We start from the raw sequence: 14781 nt of genomic DNA, 5'->3' as shown, positions 1-14781 counted from the left end.
TGGATTGATTGTAGTAGCCGGAATTCATACCGACAGGCAGGCAATAAACTGCATTTGGATGCGAAAAGGCATTGCATCCGGAGGGGTGTATTCGCGCATCATGAGCGCAGTCCGTTCAGGGGGAGATTTTCATGCGCAGCCTGTCATCCGTTTTGCATCTTGGCGTGTTGTCATTCGGGTTGGTGTTCAGCGTCATCGCGTCGGCAGCCGATGAACAGCAACTGGTCGAGTCGATCAATGTTTACCGCAGCCAGGTGCAGCGCTGTGCCGGTCAGGCGTCGTCGGAGTTGCCACCGCTGGCCAGCGATCCGCGCCTGGTGCTGTCCGCCAATAGCATCGGCGACTTGCAGCAGGCACTGGCCCGCGCGGCATATCCGATGGTTAACGTGCAGGCGATCAGCTTGTCCGGCCCGCGTGACGCGCCAGCCGCGATGAAGGCGATTCAGGAGAGCTTCTGCCGGGTGGTGCTGGACCCGCAATTTGTCGATATCGGCGTCAGCCGGGAGGGCCGCGAGTGGCGCATCGTGCTGGCGCGCCCGCTGTTGACGGGGCGCTTGGGCGACTGGCAGGTGGAGGGCCAGAAACTGCTCGAAGCGATGAACAGCGCCCGCAAGCAGGCGCGCCAATGTGGTGCCCAATCCTTCGCCGCCACCACGCCGCTGGCCTGGAACGCCACGCTCGGGTCAGCCGCCGAGACCCACAGCCGGGCCATGGCCAACCAAAACTTTTTCGATCACAAGGACCGCGACGGCCGCACACCGGGTGATCGGGCTGAACTGGCGGGTTACGCCGGTCAGCAGGTTGGTGAGAACATTGCCGCAGGGCAGGACACGGTGCGCAAGGTGGTCGATGGCTGGCTAGCCAGCCCGGGGCACTGCGCCAACCTGATGAACCCACAATTTCGCGAATTGGGTGCAGCTTATGCGGTGGACCCGAAGAGTGACGCCGGTATTTACTGGACGGCGATGTTTGGCACGCCGTAATGGCCTGAATAATCCGTTGAAAAAGGAATCGCCATTTGAATAAGGCCCCCTCTTCGACCGTCGAACAGGCACTGTCGAAGCCCGAGGCGATCAGCCTGCGGGAAGCGTTTCTGTTCTGGCTGAAGCTCGGCTTCATCAGCTTCGGCGGGCCGGCCGGACAGATCTCGATCATGCACCAGGAGTTGGTGGAGCGCCGACGCTGGATCTCGGAGCGGCGCTTTCTGCACGCCCTCAACTACTGCATGTTGCTGCCCGGACCGGAGGCTCAGCAGCTGGCGACCTATATCGGTTGGCTGATGCACCGCACGTGGGGCGGCCTGATTGCCGGCGGGCTCTTTGTGCTGCCGTCGCTGTTCATTCTGATCGGGTTGTCGTGGGTGTACATCGCCTTTGGCGAAGTGCCGGCGGTGGCCGGGCTTTTTTATGGGATCAAGCCGGCCGTGACCGCGATTGTGGTGCAGGCGGCCCACCGGATCGGCTCACGGGCATTGAAGAACAACTGGCTGTGGGGCATCGCCGCAGCGTCGTTCACGGCCATCTTCGTGTTCAATGTACCGTTCCCGTTGATTGTGCTGGGCGCCGCGATCATCGGTTACTTCGGCGGACGCCTGGCGCCTGAACGGTTCCGGACCGGGGGCCACAGCGCGGCGAAAAAGTCCTTCGGCCCGGCCCTGATCGATGACGATACCCCCACTCCCGAACACGCCCGTTTCAGCAGTTTCAAATTCCTGCGCCTGTTACTGGTGGGCGCGGTCCTATGGGCGTTACCGATGGGAATTCTCACCGCGATGTTCGGCTGGGACGGCACCCTGACCCAGATGGGCTGGTTCTTTACCAAAGCGGCGTTACTGACATTCGGTGGCGCGTATGCCGTGCTGCCTTATGTGTATCAGGGCGCTGTCGGCCACTATGGCTGGCTGACGCCCACGCAAATGATCGATGGCCTGGCACTCGGCGAAACCACCCCAGGGCCGTTGATCATGGTGGTGGCCTTCGTCGGTTTTGTCGGTGCCTATGTGCATCAAGTGTTCGGCGCGGATCAACTGTTCCTGGCCGGCGCCCTCGCCGCCACGCTGGTCACCTGGTTCACCTTCCTGCCATCGTTCCTGTTCATCCTCGCCGGCGGCCCGTTGGTGGAGTCGACGCACAACGAACTCAGGCTTACCGCCCCCCTGACCGCGATAACCGCAGCGGTGGTCGGCGTGATCCTCAATCTGGCCTGTTTCTTCGGCTACCACGTGCTCTGGCCCAAGGGCTTCAGTGGCCAACTCGACTGGCCTTCGGCGCTGATCGCCATTGCAGCGGCCATCGCCTTGTTCCGCTTCAAGCGGGGGGTGATCGAGGTACTGATGGGCTGCGGGTTGATCGGGTTGGCGGTGCATCTGCTGCGCTAGCGCGCCGACAAGACCATCAATGAAGTTTCCGTTGCCGCTGTAGCTCGGTCTTCAACCAGAGGTTGGCCGGTTGTATGCCTGCCGGACAGCGCACTTCATAGGCGCGGCCACTCATGCTGCTTTGGGTGGCCGCCAGCTCAATGAAGTCTTCGGCACTGTTCACCCTGTCCTGTTCTTCAAGGTACTCCAACTTCTTCTCCAGATGCGCTCGGGCTTGAGGGCCGGCGTATTCGCTGCCGTTGCGCACAAACCGGCATTCACTGTGCTCGACAAAGTCCAGCAAGCTGTTGATTTCCTGAGTGGCTTGAGGTGAGGTTTGTGCCTGTGCATTGAACGCCACGGCGGTCAGGCCGATACCCGCAGCCATCAACCATTGAGTGAGGGGTGCAATAATATGCCCAGTCAGCATTCGCATGATTATTCCTCAGGAGGAGGTTCAGAGCGGTAATGCCCCCGCTCTGAAGCCTGGCGATCGAGCGTCAATCATCGCCCTGATGGTCTTCACGGTCGCGGTGCCGACGGCGATCATCGCGACGATCGTAATCCCGGTCGTACCCACGATCATCACGGTAATAATAGCCACGGTCATGGTCGCGACGGTATTCACGGTGATCCCGATCGTACCTGTCCCCCTCTTCCCAGTAAGGAAAGCAACCTCCCAGCAGGAGAGTACTTGCAATGGCCAGGGTCATTATCGCGGTGCGCTTCATTTTAACGTCCTAAAAGGTCAGAACTACGGGGATGAGGTGACGCTAGCGGCGAATCGATCGCAGTGCGTTCAAACCCATAATTACGACCTTCAAGCCGGTCAATGATTCCGTTATCGCCGGGCCTTAAAGCGTTCTCTGGCTGTTACCGATGGTTTTGGCTTTTTCGATGGCCCACTCCATCGCCGCTTCCATGTCCAGCAGATGCGGCGAGGGGTGTTTGTCCTCGACGATGGGCGAGCCGTCCGGCCAATAGACCCCCATGAACATCTTCAGCGAGCCGTCCCTCAAAATCTCGGCTTTAACTTCAATCGTGCATCCGTTCGACAGCGTTTCCGAGTGGGTTATATGACGCTCAGTCATGACTGCATTCCTCCCGTTGTTGCTATCAGCGTAACCCATGCAGCGCCAGGCGCGATGACGCTCAGGCGTCTGCCTGCACCACCTCGATCCCCAGTCTTTGATAGTCCTCAAGATTGCCCGAGGCCACATGACGTTCGGTGATCAGCGTGTGCACACGGGCACAAGGCGCAACCACAAAGGGCTCCACGGCACCCAGTTTGTCCGCGGTGGTCACGGCAATCACGTGAGAGGCGCTGGCGAGCATCGCCTGTTTCACCGGCACCTCATCGAAATGCAGCGAACTGAGGCCGACTTCCGGATGAATGGCACAGACCCCGGTGAACACCAGGTCGGCCTTGATGCCCTCGATCAACCGCAGGGTTTCATGCCCGCTGGAAGACATCGTCGCAGGGTTGAGCTGACCACCGGCGACGATCACCGTGATGCCTTTGTATTCGGTCAAGGTGATCGCAATCATCGGCGAAGCGGTGACGGCCGTGATGACAATGTCAGCGGGCAGCGAGCGTGCGATCTGCAGCGTGGTGCTCCCGGAATCGAACATCACGATCTGGCCGTCTTTGACCCGGCGCGCGGCAAGTTGCGCCAACCGGGTTTTCACCTCGTCGGTTTCGCTGACCCGAGTGAAGTAATCCTTGCCCGTGTCCTTGGGACGCGGCAACGCCCCGCCATGCACCCGCTGCACCAGCCCGGCGCTGGCCAGCTCCGACAGGTCCCGGCGAATGGTGTCTTCGGATACGGCGAAATGCTGACTCAGCTCGGAAGCCATGACCTTGCCATCACGTTCGAGGATCAGCAGGATTTTTTGGCGGCGAAGTTGGGGGAGTTCGGCGGAGGAATGCTCGGCGTGCATGGTTATGCCTGTTTTTGCGTGTTTGTGCGAGATTAGCCAAACACCTCAATGAACACAAGGCGCTCCCACAGGATTGTGGTCAGCTGATGTTCCTCACAACGCATTCACAATGAACTCACGTAACCACCTATGCGCAGGGTCGCGATGAGCGCGCTCGGGCCAGAGCATCGACATCTCGTATCCCGGCACTTCAAGGGGAGGCTCGACCATGGTCAAGGCGTGCGTATCGCGAACCAGGCGCGCTGGCAGCATCGCGACCATGTCGGTGCTCTCCACCACCGACGGGACAAACAGAAAATGGGGGAGCGAAAGCACCACTCGGCGCGTCATGCCCAGCTGAGAAAGCGCCTGATCGGTGACACCCTGAAAGCCTCCGCCATCCCGGGATACGATGACGTGGTCGAGTTCGCAGAACTGCGCGAGTGTCGGTCGCTTTCTCAACAGCGGATGGCCAGTACGCCCCACCAACACATAGCGTTCGGTAAACAATGCACGACGTCGCAAGCCTGGGGGAGCATCCTCGGTGGTATGAAACGCCAGGTCGATTGCCCCCTGCTCCGCTTGTTTGGCCAGTTGTGACGGCATCAGGTCAAACACCGCCAGACGCGTACCGGGTGCAGCCGAACGCAGCCCGGCCAACGCGGGCAAGATGATGGTCGACTCGCCGTAGTCCGACGCCATGATGTTCCACGTCTGCAGTGCCTCGGCCGGATTGAAAGGGCTGGCGGGCGACACCGCGCGCTCCAGGGCTTCCAGAGCCTGGCGCAACGGCTCGCGCAACTCATCCGCCCGAGCCGTGGGCCGCATGCCCCGTGGCCCCGGCAGTAATAGTGGATCGTTGAAAATATCCCTCAGTTTGGCGAGATGAACGCTCACCGAAGGTTGCGACAGATTCAGACGTTGCGCCGCACGGGTCACGTTGTGTTCCGAGAGCAGGACATCAAGCGTCAGCAGCAGGTTGATGTCCAGACGTCGCAGATTATTCATGACAATACCTGGCATATTGGTTATTCATTTCCAATATACCGGGTAAGGCCTGATTCTGCTGGCTTCTGACAACGGAGACTCAGCCATGAATGTTCTGCTCGTTTACGCCCATCCCGAACCCAAATCGCTAAACGGTTCGCTCAAGGACTTTGCCGTCAAACGCCTGGAAGCTGCCGGCCACCAGGTACAGGTTTCCGATTTGTATGCGATGGACTGGAAAGCCTCGCTGGACGCCGATGACAGTTTCGGCCGGCCTGCCGACGCACGGTTCGATCCGTCGCAAGACTCCAAGCGTGCCTTCAAAGAAGGCCGGCAACGGCAGGACATCGTCCTCGAACAGGAAAAACTGCTCTGGGCCGATACCGTCATTCTGCAGTTTCCGCTGTGGTGGTTCTCGATGCCGGCGATCCTCAAAGGCTGGGTGGAACGCGTCTATGCCTATGGTTTTGCCTACGGCGTAGGGGAGCATTCCGATGCGCGCTGGGGCGACCGTTACGGGGAAGGCACGCTGGCGGGCAAACGGGCGATGCTGATCGTCACCACCGGAGGCTGGGAATCTCATTACAGCCCACGGGGCATCAATGGGCCGATCGACGATGTGCTATTCCCGATCCAGCATGGCGTACTGTTCTACCCCGGCTTCGACGTGCTGCCACCGTTCGTGATCTATCGGACCAGCCGAATGGATGAGGCGAGATTTTCAGCAACTTGTGAGGCGCTCGGCCAACGGCTGGATGACCTCTGGGAAACCGCGCCGATTGCTTTCCGGGCGCAAAATTCAGGGGCGTATGACATCCCGCAACTCACGTTGCATGATGAGATTGCTGCAGACCAGACGGGCTTTGCGGCTCACATCAAACAGGCAACACACTCGTTGTAGCAGCTGTCGAGCCTGCGAGGCTGCGTTCGGCTGCGCAGCAGTCGTCAAACCAGAACTCGCGGTGTATCAGGCAGACCGCGTCAGCCGGATTCACGACTGCTTCACAGCCGAACGCAGCCTCGCAAGCTCGACAGCTGCTACAGCTGCTACGGCGGATACGAAAAAGCCCGCACAAGGCGGGCTTTGGAATTCGATGTAGGTGGCCAGCGCTGGTCTCTGGCTTACGAGATTTATCGGGCCTCTCACAGAACAGGATTTTTAGCTTTGGGCTGTTCTGCCTCACACGGCATAAGGGCTGGATCTCAGCGCGGAGATCTTTCTAACCGTGTACCCTTGGGAGCGCGCCCCACGCCTCCTCGCTATCCCTTTGCGCATCAGTCTGCGTCTTCACCTACAACCTCAGAATAGCAAACCCTTCGAGGCCTGGGTCGGGGTTTTTAGACTGATTGTTTTCAAGGGGAATGATGGGTAAATGGAAAAATACTAACGAGGTGGGGACGGACTTCCGTACCGTCTCCAACACCTCTTTGCAGGCTCTGCATCGGTTATTTGTATTCAAATACCAACTTAATAATATTTTACCGATCCAGGGGTGATCCCTAGTCTTGACCCAAGAAATGGCAGGCCACAACCGACCTGATTCCAACTTCGAAGGGTAAAGACATGACCACTGAAATAACAAAAACAGACACGCTGATTGTGGGTGCCGGCCAGGCTGGCGTGGCCATGAGTGAACACCTGAGCAAACTCGGCGTGCCTCACCTGGTGCTGGAGCGCAGCCGTATCGCCGAGCGCTGGCGCACCGGCCGCTGGGACTCGTTGGTGGCTAATGGTCCGGCCTGGCACGATCGGTTTCCAGGCCTTGAGTTCGACGATCTCAGCCCCGACGGCTTTGCCCCGAAAGAACGGGTGGCGGATTATTTCGAAGCCTACGCGAAGAAGTTCAACGCCCCCATCCGCACCGGCGTGGACGTGAAGAAAGTCGAACGCAATGTCGGTCGTCCAGGCTTCACCATTGAAACCTCCGAAGGCGTGATCGAGGCCAACCGCGTAGTGGCCGCCACCGGCCCCTTCCAGCGCCCGGTTATTCCGCCGATCGCACCGAAAGATCAGCCATTCACCCAAATCCACTCCGCCGACTACCGCAACCCGCAGCAACTGCCCGAGGGCGCTGTGCTGGTGGTGGGCGCCGGCTCGTCCGGGGTGCAGATCGCCGATGAATTGCAGCGTGCCGGCAAGCAGGTTTACCTCTCGGTCGGCGCCCACGATCGTCCTCCTCGCGCCTATCGCAACCGTGATTTCTGCTGGTGGCTGGGCGTGCTCGGTGAGTGGGATCAGGCGGCGATGAAGCCCGGCCGGGAGCACGTGACCATCGCGGTGAGCGGCGCCCATGGCGGTCGTACCGTGGACTTCCGCGAGCTGGCCCATCGCGGAATGACGCTGGTGGGTCTGACCCAATCGTTCAATGGCAGCGTGGCGACGTTCCAGCCCAACCTTGCCGACAACCTGGCACGCGGCGATGAGAACTACCTGGCGCTGCTCAATGCCGCCGACGCCTACGTCGAGCGCAATGGCCTGGACCTGCCGCAAGAACCTGAGGCGCGGCATACCTTCCCGGATCCGGATTGCGTCACTAACCCGATTCTTGAACTCGACCTGGCCAGGGCTGGTGTGACGTCGATCATCTGGGCCACCGGGTTTGCCACGGATTACAGCTGGCTGAAGGTCAACGCCTTCGACGACAACGGCAAGCCGCAGCATCAGCGCGGAGTGTCGAGCGAGCCTGGGGTGTATTTCCTCGGCCTGCCGTGGCAGTCCCGTCGCGGCTCTTCGTTCATCTGGGGTGTTTGGCACGACGCCAAGTACGTGGCTGATCAGATCGCCATTCAGCGCTCATACCACGACTACCGCGATGCCCTGCAACGCGAAGCTGAAACCGCCCCCGTCGCGCATAAAACCACCGTCAGCGCTTAACGAATAGTTCTTCAGGAGCCTCAGATGTCCACGCCAACCCATACCCGTATTCGCATGTTCAACACCAAGGAAACCTACCCGAACCAGAGCCTGGACAATGACCTGTGCCAGGCCGTGCGGGCCGGCAACACCGTTTATGTTCGCGGCCAGGTCGGCACCGATTTCGAAGGCAACCTGGTGGGCCTCGGCGACCCGCGTGCGCAAACCGAGCAAGCCATGCGCAACGTCAAACAGTTGCTGGAAGAAGCTGGCAGCGACCTCAGCCACATCGTCAAAACCACCACTTACCTGATCGACCCGCGTTACCGCGAGCCGGTTTATCGTGAAGTGGGCAAGTGGCTCAAAGGGGTGTTTCCGATTTCCACCGGGTTGGTGGTGTCGGCACTGGGGCAGCCGCAGTGGCTGATGGAGATTGATGTGATTGCGGTGATTCCTGAGTAAGCAGGTAGACCGAGTCGCGGCTTTCGCGAGCAAGCTTCGCTCCTACAGTAGATCGCTGTTTCATGAACGACCCTGATCATCTGTAGGAGCGAAGCTTGCTCGCGAAGACGCCCGCACAGACAACAACTTCGCCAAGGCCAACCAAGGAGCAAAACCATGACCTTCTCCATCGCCGCACGTTGCCCCGAAACCGGTCAGTTCGGCATTGCAATCAGTTCCTCAAGCATCGCCGTCGGCGCCCGCTGCCCCTGGCTATTGCCCGGTGTCGGCGCGGTCTCCACACAAAATATCACCCTGCCATCCCTCGGCCCGGAAACCCTCGCCCTCATGGAACAAGGCCTCGCACCTGCCGAGGCGCTGGACAAGGCATTGACCCGCAACGGCTACAGCCAATACCGACAAATCACGGCGATTGACCACCTCGGCCGCACCGCGCATTTCAGCGGTTCAGAAACCCTGGGCAACCACAATGCCGTGTCGGGTGAGCAATGCGTGGCCGCCGGCAATATGCTCGCGGACCGTGCCGTGATCTCGGCCATGGTCGAGGCATTCGAGCATGGCGAGGGGCAACTGGCCGACCGCTTGCTCGCTGCAATGAACGCCGCCATCGCCACGGGTGGCGAAGCCGGGCCGGTGCATTCGGCGGCGATGGTGGTGGTCGGCGAACTGACCTGGCCGATCATCAACCTGCGGGTCGATTGGGCCGATCACGACCCGATCACGCAATTGCAAAAGCTGTGGGACGCCTATCGCCCACAGGTCAAGGACTACATCGACCGCGCCCTCGCCCCCGACAAGTCCCCAGGCTACGGTGTCGCCGGAGACGACCGATGAGCCACAGCCGCGATTTGCTGAAAGCCTTGGTGGCGTTCGACACCACCAGCTGCGAATCAAATCTGCAGCTGATCGAGTTCGTCCGCGACTACCTCGCCCGCTTCGAAGTACCTTGCGAACTGATCTACAACGACGAGCGCAGCAAGGCCAATCTGTTCGCCACCATTGGCCCGGCGGATCAGCCGGGCATCGTGTTGTCGGGGCACACCGATGTGGTGCCCGTCGACGGCCAGCCATGGACGGTTGCGCCCTTCAAGCTCACCGAGCATGACGGCAAACTGTACGGCCGCGGCACTGCGGACATGAAAGGCTACATCGCCTGTGTACTTGCCCTCGTCCCTTCACTGGTGCAAGCCTCGCTGCGACTGCCGGTGCACATCGCGCTGTCCTACGATGAGGAAGTCGGCTGTCTCGGCGTTCGTTCGCTTTTGAAGGCCCTCGAACAGCGCCCGGTCAAACCGATGCTCTGCATCATCGGCGAACCGACCGAGCTCAAACCGGTGCTCGGCCACAAGGGCAAGCTGGCGATGCGCTGCGACATTCATGGCGAAGCCTGCCATTCGGCGTACGCGCCACTCGGGGTCAATGCGATTGAATACGCCGCCGAACTGATCGGCGAACTGGGGCGGATTGGCCACCGGCTCAAGGCACCGGAGCATCACGACGCCCGTTTCGATCCGCCGTTCAGCACCGTGCAAACCGGCGTCATCTCCGGCGGCAAGGCCTTGAACATCGTCCCCGCCGATTGCCGCTTCGACTTTGAAATCCGCGCCCTGCCCTCACAAGACCCTGGCCTCGTTGCGCAGGAATTGCAGACCTACGCCGAGCAACAAGTGCTACCGCGCATGCGCGCCGTGAGTGATCAGAGTGAAATCCGCTTCAGTGAATTGTCGGCCTATCCCGGTTTGGCGACCGATGCGCACAGCGAAGCCGCTGAGCTGATCGCGGCATTTTCCGGTTCTGGGGAGTTCGGTACGGTGGCATTTGGCACCGAGGGCGGTCTGTTTGACGCGGCGGGAATTGCGACAGTGGTGTGCGGTCCGGGCAGCATGGATCAGGGTCATAAGCCGGACGAATTTGTCAGCCTCGAACAATTGAACGGCTGCGATGAAATGCTGCAACGGATGCTGTTATCAATCAGCCGCTGATGGTTGGCCCGACGCTCAGGTATACAGTCGGGCCAGTTCTTCCTGGCAGTAATCCACGAACAGCTGTACCGGTTTGGTCAGCTGCGACCTTCTCAACCATGCCGCCGACAGACCCGAACCGGTCACGGTTTCGGCCAGCGGTATGCACACGACTTTCTGCCCGTCATAGGTGTATTCGGAAAACGGTTTGGTGACCAGAATCGAAAAGCCAAAACCGCGCCCGACCATCCCTCGCACCATCTCGATCGAAGGTGAGCTGAACACGATGTGTGGCGTCAGTCCGCGCTCTTCAAAGATGCTCACGAAGTAGGTCCGGCTCGGCACCACGTCCAGCAATATCATCGGCTCCAGCACCAGGTCATTCAGCGACACTTTCGCCTGTTGCGCAAAGCGATGGTCCGCCGGCAGCAAGGCGTAGGGTTGCTGCGGCGGCATCAGGGGCACTGTCTCAATCGTGCTGTCCAGATCGTGTTCGAACAGCATCGCCAGGTCAATGCTGCCGGCGGTCAGTGCCTGCACCAGTTCCTGCTGCTCGCCATCGCGAATACGGATCTCCACACCCGGCCAGCGCTCTTTGAAACCAGCGATCAAACGCGGCAGGTACAGCGGCGCCACCGTTTCAAAACAGCCAATATCGATCTGCCCCGCCACCACGTCGTTGTCCGCCAGCGCGTTCTGTTCAAACTCATGGGCGACCCGCAGCAGCTCCAGCGCCTTGCGATAAAACCGCGACCCGCTCGGCGTCAGCGAAACACCCTGGGCGTGATGCCGGATAAACAGCTGCACGCCAAAACTTTCTTCAAGGTGCTTGATCGCCGTCGACACCGACGGCTGCGCGATATAAAGCTTGCGCGAAGCCTCCGCCACGCTGCCGCAATCGGCGGTGGTGACGAAATACTTGAGCTGTCGCAGGTTGTAAGCGGCCATGCAGACCTCCAGAGAACACAACATTGTAGGAGCGAGGCTTGCCCGCGAAGACGCGCTGACATTCAACATCGTTGTCGGCTGATACGCCGCCTTCGCGGGCAAGCCTCGCTCCTACAGGTATCGGGTCGACGCGCGATTCTGTGGCGGCGCAGCCGCCGTAAAACCGGGCACACGTTCAAGGCTGAACATACCCGACACACCAAAACCCCGGGCATATATTTTTTAAGGCCTGAAGCAACAAACTTACTAATTTATCTATCCCGATGCATTGCACATCATCGCTCCAACAAGAAAAGCGTCGCTCGCGCGGCGCTCACCGAAGTACGTCCACGTACTCATCCTTGCCTTGGAGTTCACCATGTCCACCGCAACAACACCCTCCGCTCCGCTCATCGAAAAACACACGATTGGATACGTCCCCCCGGAAGATCGCCACGGAAAGGTAAGAGACCTGTTCACCCTCTGGTTCGGCGGCAACATCGCGCCGTTGCCCATCGTCACCGGCGCCCTCGGCGTGCAACTGTTTCAGCTGAACCTGGTGTGGGGCATCGTCGCCATTCTGGTCGGCCACCTGGTCGGCGGCGTGCTGATGGCCCTGCACTCGGCGCAAGGCCCGCAGATGGGCATTCCACAAATGATCCAGAGCCGCGCCCAGTTCGGCTCCCTCGGCGCCCTGCTGGTGGTGCTGATCGCCGGTATCATGTACATCGGTTTCTTCGCCTCCAACATCGTCCTCGCCGGCAAGTCCCTGCACGGCGTGGTCGACAGCGTGCCGGTGCCAGTGGGCATCGTCATCGGCGCGCTCGGGTCGGGCATCATCGGCATCATCGGCTACCGCTTCATCCACGTGCTCAACCGCATCGGCACCTGGGTGCTGGGCATCGGCATCGTGCTGGGCTTCGGCTACATCCTCACCCACGTGCAAACCGCCGACTTCCTTACCCGCGGCAGCTTCAATATTTCCGGTTGGCTGGCCACCGTATCGTTGGCCGCGCTCTGGCAAATCGCCTTCGCCCCTTACGTGTCCGACTACTCGCGCTACCTGCCGGAAGACGTGCCCGTCGCCGCTACTTTCTGGACCACTTACCTCGGCTCGGCCCTCGGCTCCAGCCTGTCGTTCATCTTCGGCGCCGTCGCAGTCCTCGCCACCCCCGTCGGCATGGACACCATGGACGCGGTCAAACTCGCCACCGGCTCCATCGGCCCGCTGATGCTGGTGCTGTTCCTGCTCAGCGTCATCAGCCACAACGCCCTCAACCTCTACGGCGCTGTACTGTCACTGATCACCCTGGTGCAAACCTTCGCCTATCGCTGGATCCCCACCGCCAAGAGCCGCGCCGTCCTCTCGGTCATCGTCCTCGCCGCCTGCTGCTTCGCCGCCGTCGGTGCATCAGCCGACTTCATCGGCCACTTCGTCGACATGGTGTTGGTGTTGCTCGTGGTGCTGGTGCCCTGGACCGCGATCAACCTGATCGACTTCTATGCCATTCATAAAGGTCAGTACGACATTGATTCGATCTTCCAGGTCGATGGCGGAATCTATGGCCGATACAACCCGCAGGCGTTGTTGGCGTATGCGATAGGGATTGCGGTGCAGATTCCGTTCATGAACACGCCGTTGTATGTCGGGCCGATCTCGGCGCACATCAATGGGGCGGATTTGTCTTGGGTGGTGGGGTTGTTGATTAGCTCTCCGCTGTATTACTGGCTGGCCAACCGCGACAGCGCCTACAAGCGCCGGTTGGCGACTGGGAAACTGGCCAACAGCCTATAACCGAAGCACCGCAAAACCCTATAGGAGCCAGGCTTGCCGGCGAAGACGTCCTCAAAAACGCCATCGCCGGCAAGCTATTCCACTTCTCCCGGTAGAGCTGCCGAAGGCTGCGATCTTTTGATCTTCAGCACATGACAGTCCACGATTTCAAAAAATCGTTGAATGGAGAAATCTTGGACTGTCCCCCGGTATCTCCTACCGTCATGTTCACCACCCGTGAAATGTCCCACATAGGGCATTTCCCTTATAACCCTGAGAGATAGGTCCCAGGGTCATCAGTGGACCGCAAGCAGAAAAGGATGATGTTAAAGACTGCCCCTCGTGAAGCTTGCAGACGGGCAACTTCAAGGGGACAGGTACAATCACCGCCCATAACGTTACGCCACACCACGCCCGCGTAGTCAGGTCGCCATCTGTTTTCTGATAGGTCAGGGGAATGCGTTCTCTTTCCGGTTCCGGCGTTGTAACCACCACCCCGACACAACCAGAGAGAGACAGGAACATGGCTGTTATGGCAATGATTTTCTTGGTATGGAACGGGAGTCGCATCGTTGGTTTCATCCGTAAATCCAATGGTCAGGCAATGGCAGTCGACAGACAGAGTCGAATCACGTTAAGACCGCTCGCGAGGTTGTCAGGGCACAAAATAACTACCGAGTCCCGATCCGCTTAAGGGTTGCCGGTCTTTTGATTCTGACGTCCGCAACGCCCGCGTTGCCAATACCCGCTACGAACGCAACACCCCCATCGCCCGCCGATACTTCTCAACGCGCTCCAGATCGTCCCAGGACGGCTGGGCAATGCGCGACAAGTCGCTGTTCTCTTCCAGATCCGCCAGCTTCACCACCCGCCCGATCGGGTTCTGTGCCGCGCGCTCGACGAACGCCTCGTAGGACTCACCCGGCACCTTGGTTACCGACGCAATCGCCGTCAGCACCACTTCGCTGAAGCCTTCCTTGCGCAGATCGTCGAGGCTGACGCCGCAGTCCTCGACCACGTCATGCAGCACCGCGACGATGCGCTCTTCCAGCGTGTTCACCCGCAGCATGACTTTCAGCGGATGCAGGATGTAAGGCGCCCCGCCCTTGTCCACCTGCCCTTCATGCGCCGCGGCGGCGATGGCAATGGCGCGTTCCAGTGACTGACTCATGGGGTTCTCCTTGGGTTAAATGCCGTGACGTCGCGGTCAGGATTTTGAAGTCTGCAAAATATGTAGGAATTTGCCCTTTGTGGCGAGGGAGCTTGCTCCCGTTGGGCTGCGAAGCAGCCCCAAACCCTGCTAGCCCGTTTCCTCAGACACACCGCAGCGCCCGGTTTTGCGGCGGCTGCGCCACCGAACGGGGGCAAGCCCCCTCGCCACAGTGACCGCGCGTGGTCCTACAGCCCGGTTGCGGCTACCAAAATCACTGCCTAGAGTGGGTCTGTCGCTGAGCGAATTCAGCGATAGGGTTTCGCAGCCCTGCAGAAGATGACACACACCGTTAAATGACAACTGTGGCAAAATTTGCCGCCGTTACGT

At 60.0% G+C, this 14781-nt stretch carries 15 protein-coding genes; 8 read left to right on the top strand and 7 right to left on the bottom strand.

The features are described 5' to 3' along the window. Window positions 1-131: 131 nt before the first annotated feature. Entirely contained in the window at window positions 132-983 is an 852-nt protein-coding gene (locus AC30D7_RS10800; RefSeq protein WP_490134034.1) for a CAP domain-containing protein, read from the top strand. Between the two features lie 35 nt (window positions 984-1018). Next, on the top strand, window positions 1019-2377 hold the full coding sequence (gene chrA, locus AC30D7_RS10795) for a chromate efflux transporter (RefSeq protein ID WP_490134033.1): 1359 nt from the start codon (window positions 1019-1021) through the stop codon (window positions 2375-2377). A 16-nt stretch (window positions 2378-2393) separates the two neighbouring features. Here chrA and AC30D7_RS10790 read toward each other — a convergent pair whose 3' ends face one another. The 5 genes from AC30D7_RS10790 to AC30D7_RS10770 form a co-directional block, all read right to left on the bottom strand. Then, complete coding sequence (locus tag AC30D7_RS10790) at window positions 2394-2792, bottom strand: YfeK family protein (protein WP_490134032.1); 399 nt, start codon at window positions 2790-2792, stop codon at window positions 2394-2396. Between the two features lie 64 nt (window positions 2793-2856). Further along, complete coding sequence (locus AC30D7_RS10785; RefSeq protein ID WP_490134031.1) at window positions 2857-3087, bottom strand: hypothetical protein; 231 nt, start codon at window positions 3085-3087, stop codon at window positions 2857-2859. A gap of 123 nt (window positions 3088-3210) precedes the next feature. Continuing rightward, window positions 3211-3447: a hypothetical protein gene (locus AC30D7_RS10780; protein WP_490134030.1), complete on the bottom strand. Its 237-nt coding sequence runs from the start codon at window positions 3445-3447 to the stop codon at window positions 3211-3213. Window positions 3448-3508: 61 nt separating this feature from the next. Next, on the bottom strand, window positions 3509-4297 hold the full coding sequence (locus AC30D7_RS10775) for a DeoR/GlpR family DNA-binding transcription regulator (RefSeq protein ID WP_490134029.1): 789 nt from the start codon (window positions 4295-4297) through the stop codon (window positions 3509-3511). Between the two features lie 93 nt (window positions 4298-4390). Then, window positions 4391-5284, bottom strand: coding sequence for a LysR family transcriptional regulator (locus AC30D7_RS10770; RefSeq protein WP_490134028.1), 894 nt, complete (start codon window positions 5282-5284; stop codon window positions 4391-4393). An 85-nt stretch (window positions 5285-5369) separates the two neighbouring features. Between AC30D7_RS10770 and AC30D7_RS10765 the strand changes: the two genes are divergently transcribed. The 5 genes from AC30D7_RS10765 (at window position 5370) to argE (ending at window position 10561) form a co-directional block, all read left to right on the top strand. Further along, entirely contained in the window at window positions 5370-6164 is a 795-nt protein-coding gene (locus AC30D7_RS10765; RefSeq protein WP_490134027.1) for an NAD(P)H-dependent oxidoreductase, read from the top strand. Between the two features lie 663 nt (window positions 6165-6827). Further along, window positions 6828-8138: a flavin-containing monooxygenase gene (locus tag AC30D7_RS10760; RefSeq protein ID WP_490134026.1), complete on the top strand. Its 1311-nt coding sequence runs from the start codon at window positions 6828-6830 to the stop codon at window positions 8136-8138. A gap of 24 nt (window positions 8139-8162) precedes the next feature. After that, entirely contained in the window at window positions 8163-8579 is a 417-nt protein-coding gene (locus tag AC30D7_RS10755) for a RidA family protein (RefSeq protein WP_018930235.1), read from the top strand. A 156-nt stretch (window positions 8580-8735) separates the two neighbouring features. Then, on the top strand, window positions 8736-9413 hold the full coding sequence (locus AC30D7_RS10750) for a DUF1028 domain-containing protein (RefSeq protein WP_433783114.1): 678 nt from the start codon (window positions 8736-8738) through the stop codon (window positions 9411-9413). After that, window positions 9410-10561, top strand: a complete 1152-nt coding sequence (gene argE / locus AC30D7_RS10745) for an acetylornithine deacetylase (RefSeq protein WP_490134025.1) — start codon at window positions 9410-9412, stop codon at window positions 10559-10561. The genes AC30D7_RS10750 and argE overlap by 4 nt, the downstream gene beginning before the upstream one ends. Before the next feature lie 15 nt (window positions 10562-10576). On the opposite strand, the gene AC30D7_RS10740 is transcribed toward argE, so the two are convergent. Continuing rightward, entirely contained in the window at window positions 10577-11488 is a 912-nt protein-coding gene (locus AC30D7_RS10740; RefSeq protein WP_019648652.1) for a LysR family transcriptional regulator, read from the bottom strand. A 358-nt stretch (window positions 11489-11846) separates the two neighbouring features. Here AC30D7_RS10740 and AC30D7_RS10735 point away from each other — a divergent pair, with 358 nt between their 5' ends. Further along, a complete protein-coding gene (locus tag AC30D7_RS10735; RefSeq protein ID WP_490134024.1) occupies window positions 11847-13262 on the top strand; it encodes a purine-cytosine permease family protein in 1416 nt (471 codons plus the stop codon). Window positions 13263-13989: 727 nt separating this feature from the next. Here the strand turns inward: AC30D7_RS10735 and AC30D7_RS10730 are convergent. After that, window positions 13990-14412, bottom strand: coding sequence for an HD domain-containing protein (locus AC30D7_RS10730; RefSeq protein ID WP_490134023.1), 423 nt, complete (start codon window positions 14410-14412; stop codon window positions 13990-13992). Window positions 14413-14781: the final 369 nt, after the last annotated feature.

This window comes from Pseudomonas sp. DF5 (assembly GCF_058148225.1).
Note: the sequence above shows the minus strand (reverse complement) of the source record. Positions and strands in the feature narration are given on the sequence as shown.

Coding starts and splice junctions, on each gene's coding strand:
- AC30D7_RS10800 (WP_490134034.1), top strand. CDS start 132: ATGCGCAGCCTGTCATCCGTTTTGCATCTTGGCGTGTTGTCATTCGGG.
- AC30D7_RS10790 (WP_490134032.1), bottom strand. CDS start 2,792: ATGCGAATGCTGACTGGGCATATTATTGCACCCCTCACTCAATGGTTG.
- AC30D7_RS10785 (WP_490134031.1), bottom strand. CDS start 3,087: ATGAAGCGCACCGCGATAATGACCCTGGCCATTGCAAGTACTCTCCTG.
- AC30D7_RS10780 (WP_490134030.1), bottom strand. CDS start 3,447: ATGACTGAGCGTCATATAACCCACTCGGAAACGCTGTCGAACGGATGC.
- AC30D7_RS10775 (WP_490134029.1), bottom strand. CDS start 4,297: ATGCACGCCGAGCATTCCTCCGCCGAACTCCCCCAACTTCGCCGCCAA.
- AC30D7_RS10770 (WP_490134028.1), bottom strand. CDS start 5,284: ATGAATAATCTGCGACGTCTGGACATCAACCTGCTGCTGACGCTTGAT.
- AC30D7_RS10765 (WP_490134027.1), top strand. CDS start 5,370: ATGAATGTTCTGCTCGTTTACGCCCATCCCGAACCCAAATCGCTAAAC.
- AC30D7_RS10760 (WP_490134026.1), top strand. CDS start 6,828: ATGACCACTGAAATAACAAAAACAGACACGCTGATTGTGGGTGCCGGC.
- AC30D7_RS10755 (WP_018930235.1), top strand. CDS start 8,163: ATGTCCACGCCAACCCATACCCGTATTCGCATGTTCAACACCAAGGAA.
- AC30D7_RS10750 (WP_433783114.1), top strand. CDS start 8,736: ATGACCTTCTCCATCGCCGCACGTTGCCCCGAAACCGGTCAGTTCGGC.
- argE (WP_490134025.1), top strand. CDS start 9,410: ATGAGCCACAGCCGCGATTTGCTGAAAGCCTTGGTGGCGTTCGACACC.
- AC30D7_RS10740 (WP_019648652.1), bottom strand. CDS start 11,488: ATGGCCGCTTACAACCTGCGACAGCTCAAGTATTTCGTCACCACCGCC.
- AC30D7_RS10735 (WP_490134024.1), top strand. CDS start 11,847: ATGTCCACCGCAACAACACCCTCCGCTCCGCTCATCGAAAAACACACG.
- AC30D7_RS10730 (WP_490134023.1), bottom strand. CDS start 14,412: ATGAGTCAGTCACTGGAACGCGCCATTGCCATCGCCGCCGCGGCGCAT.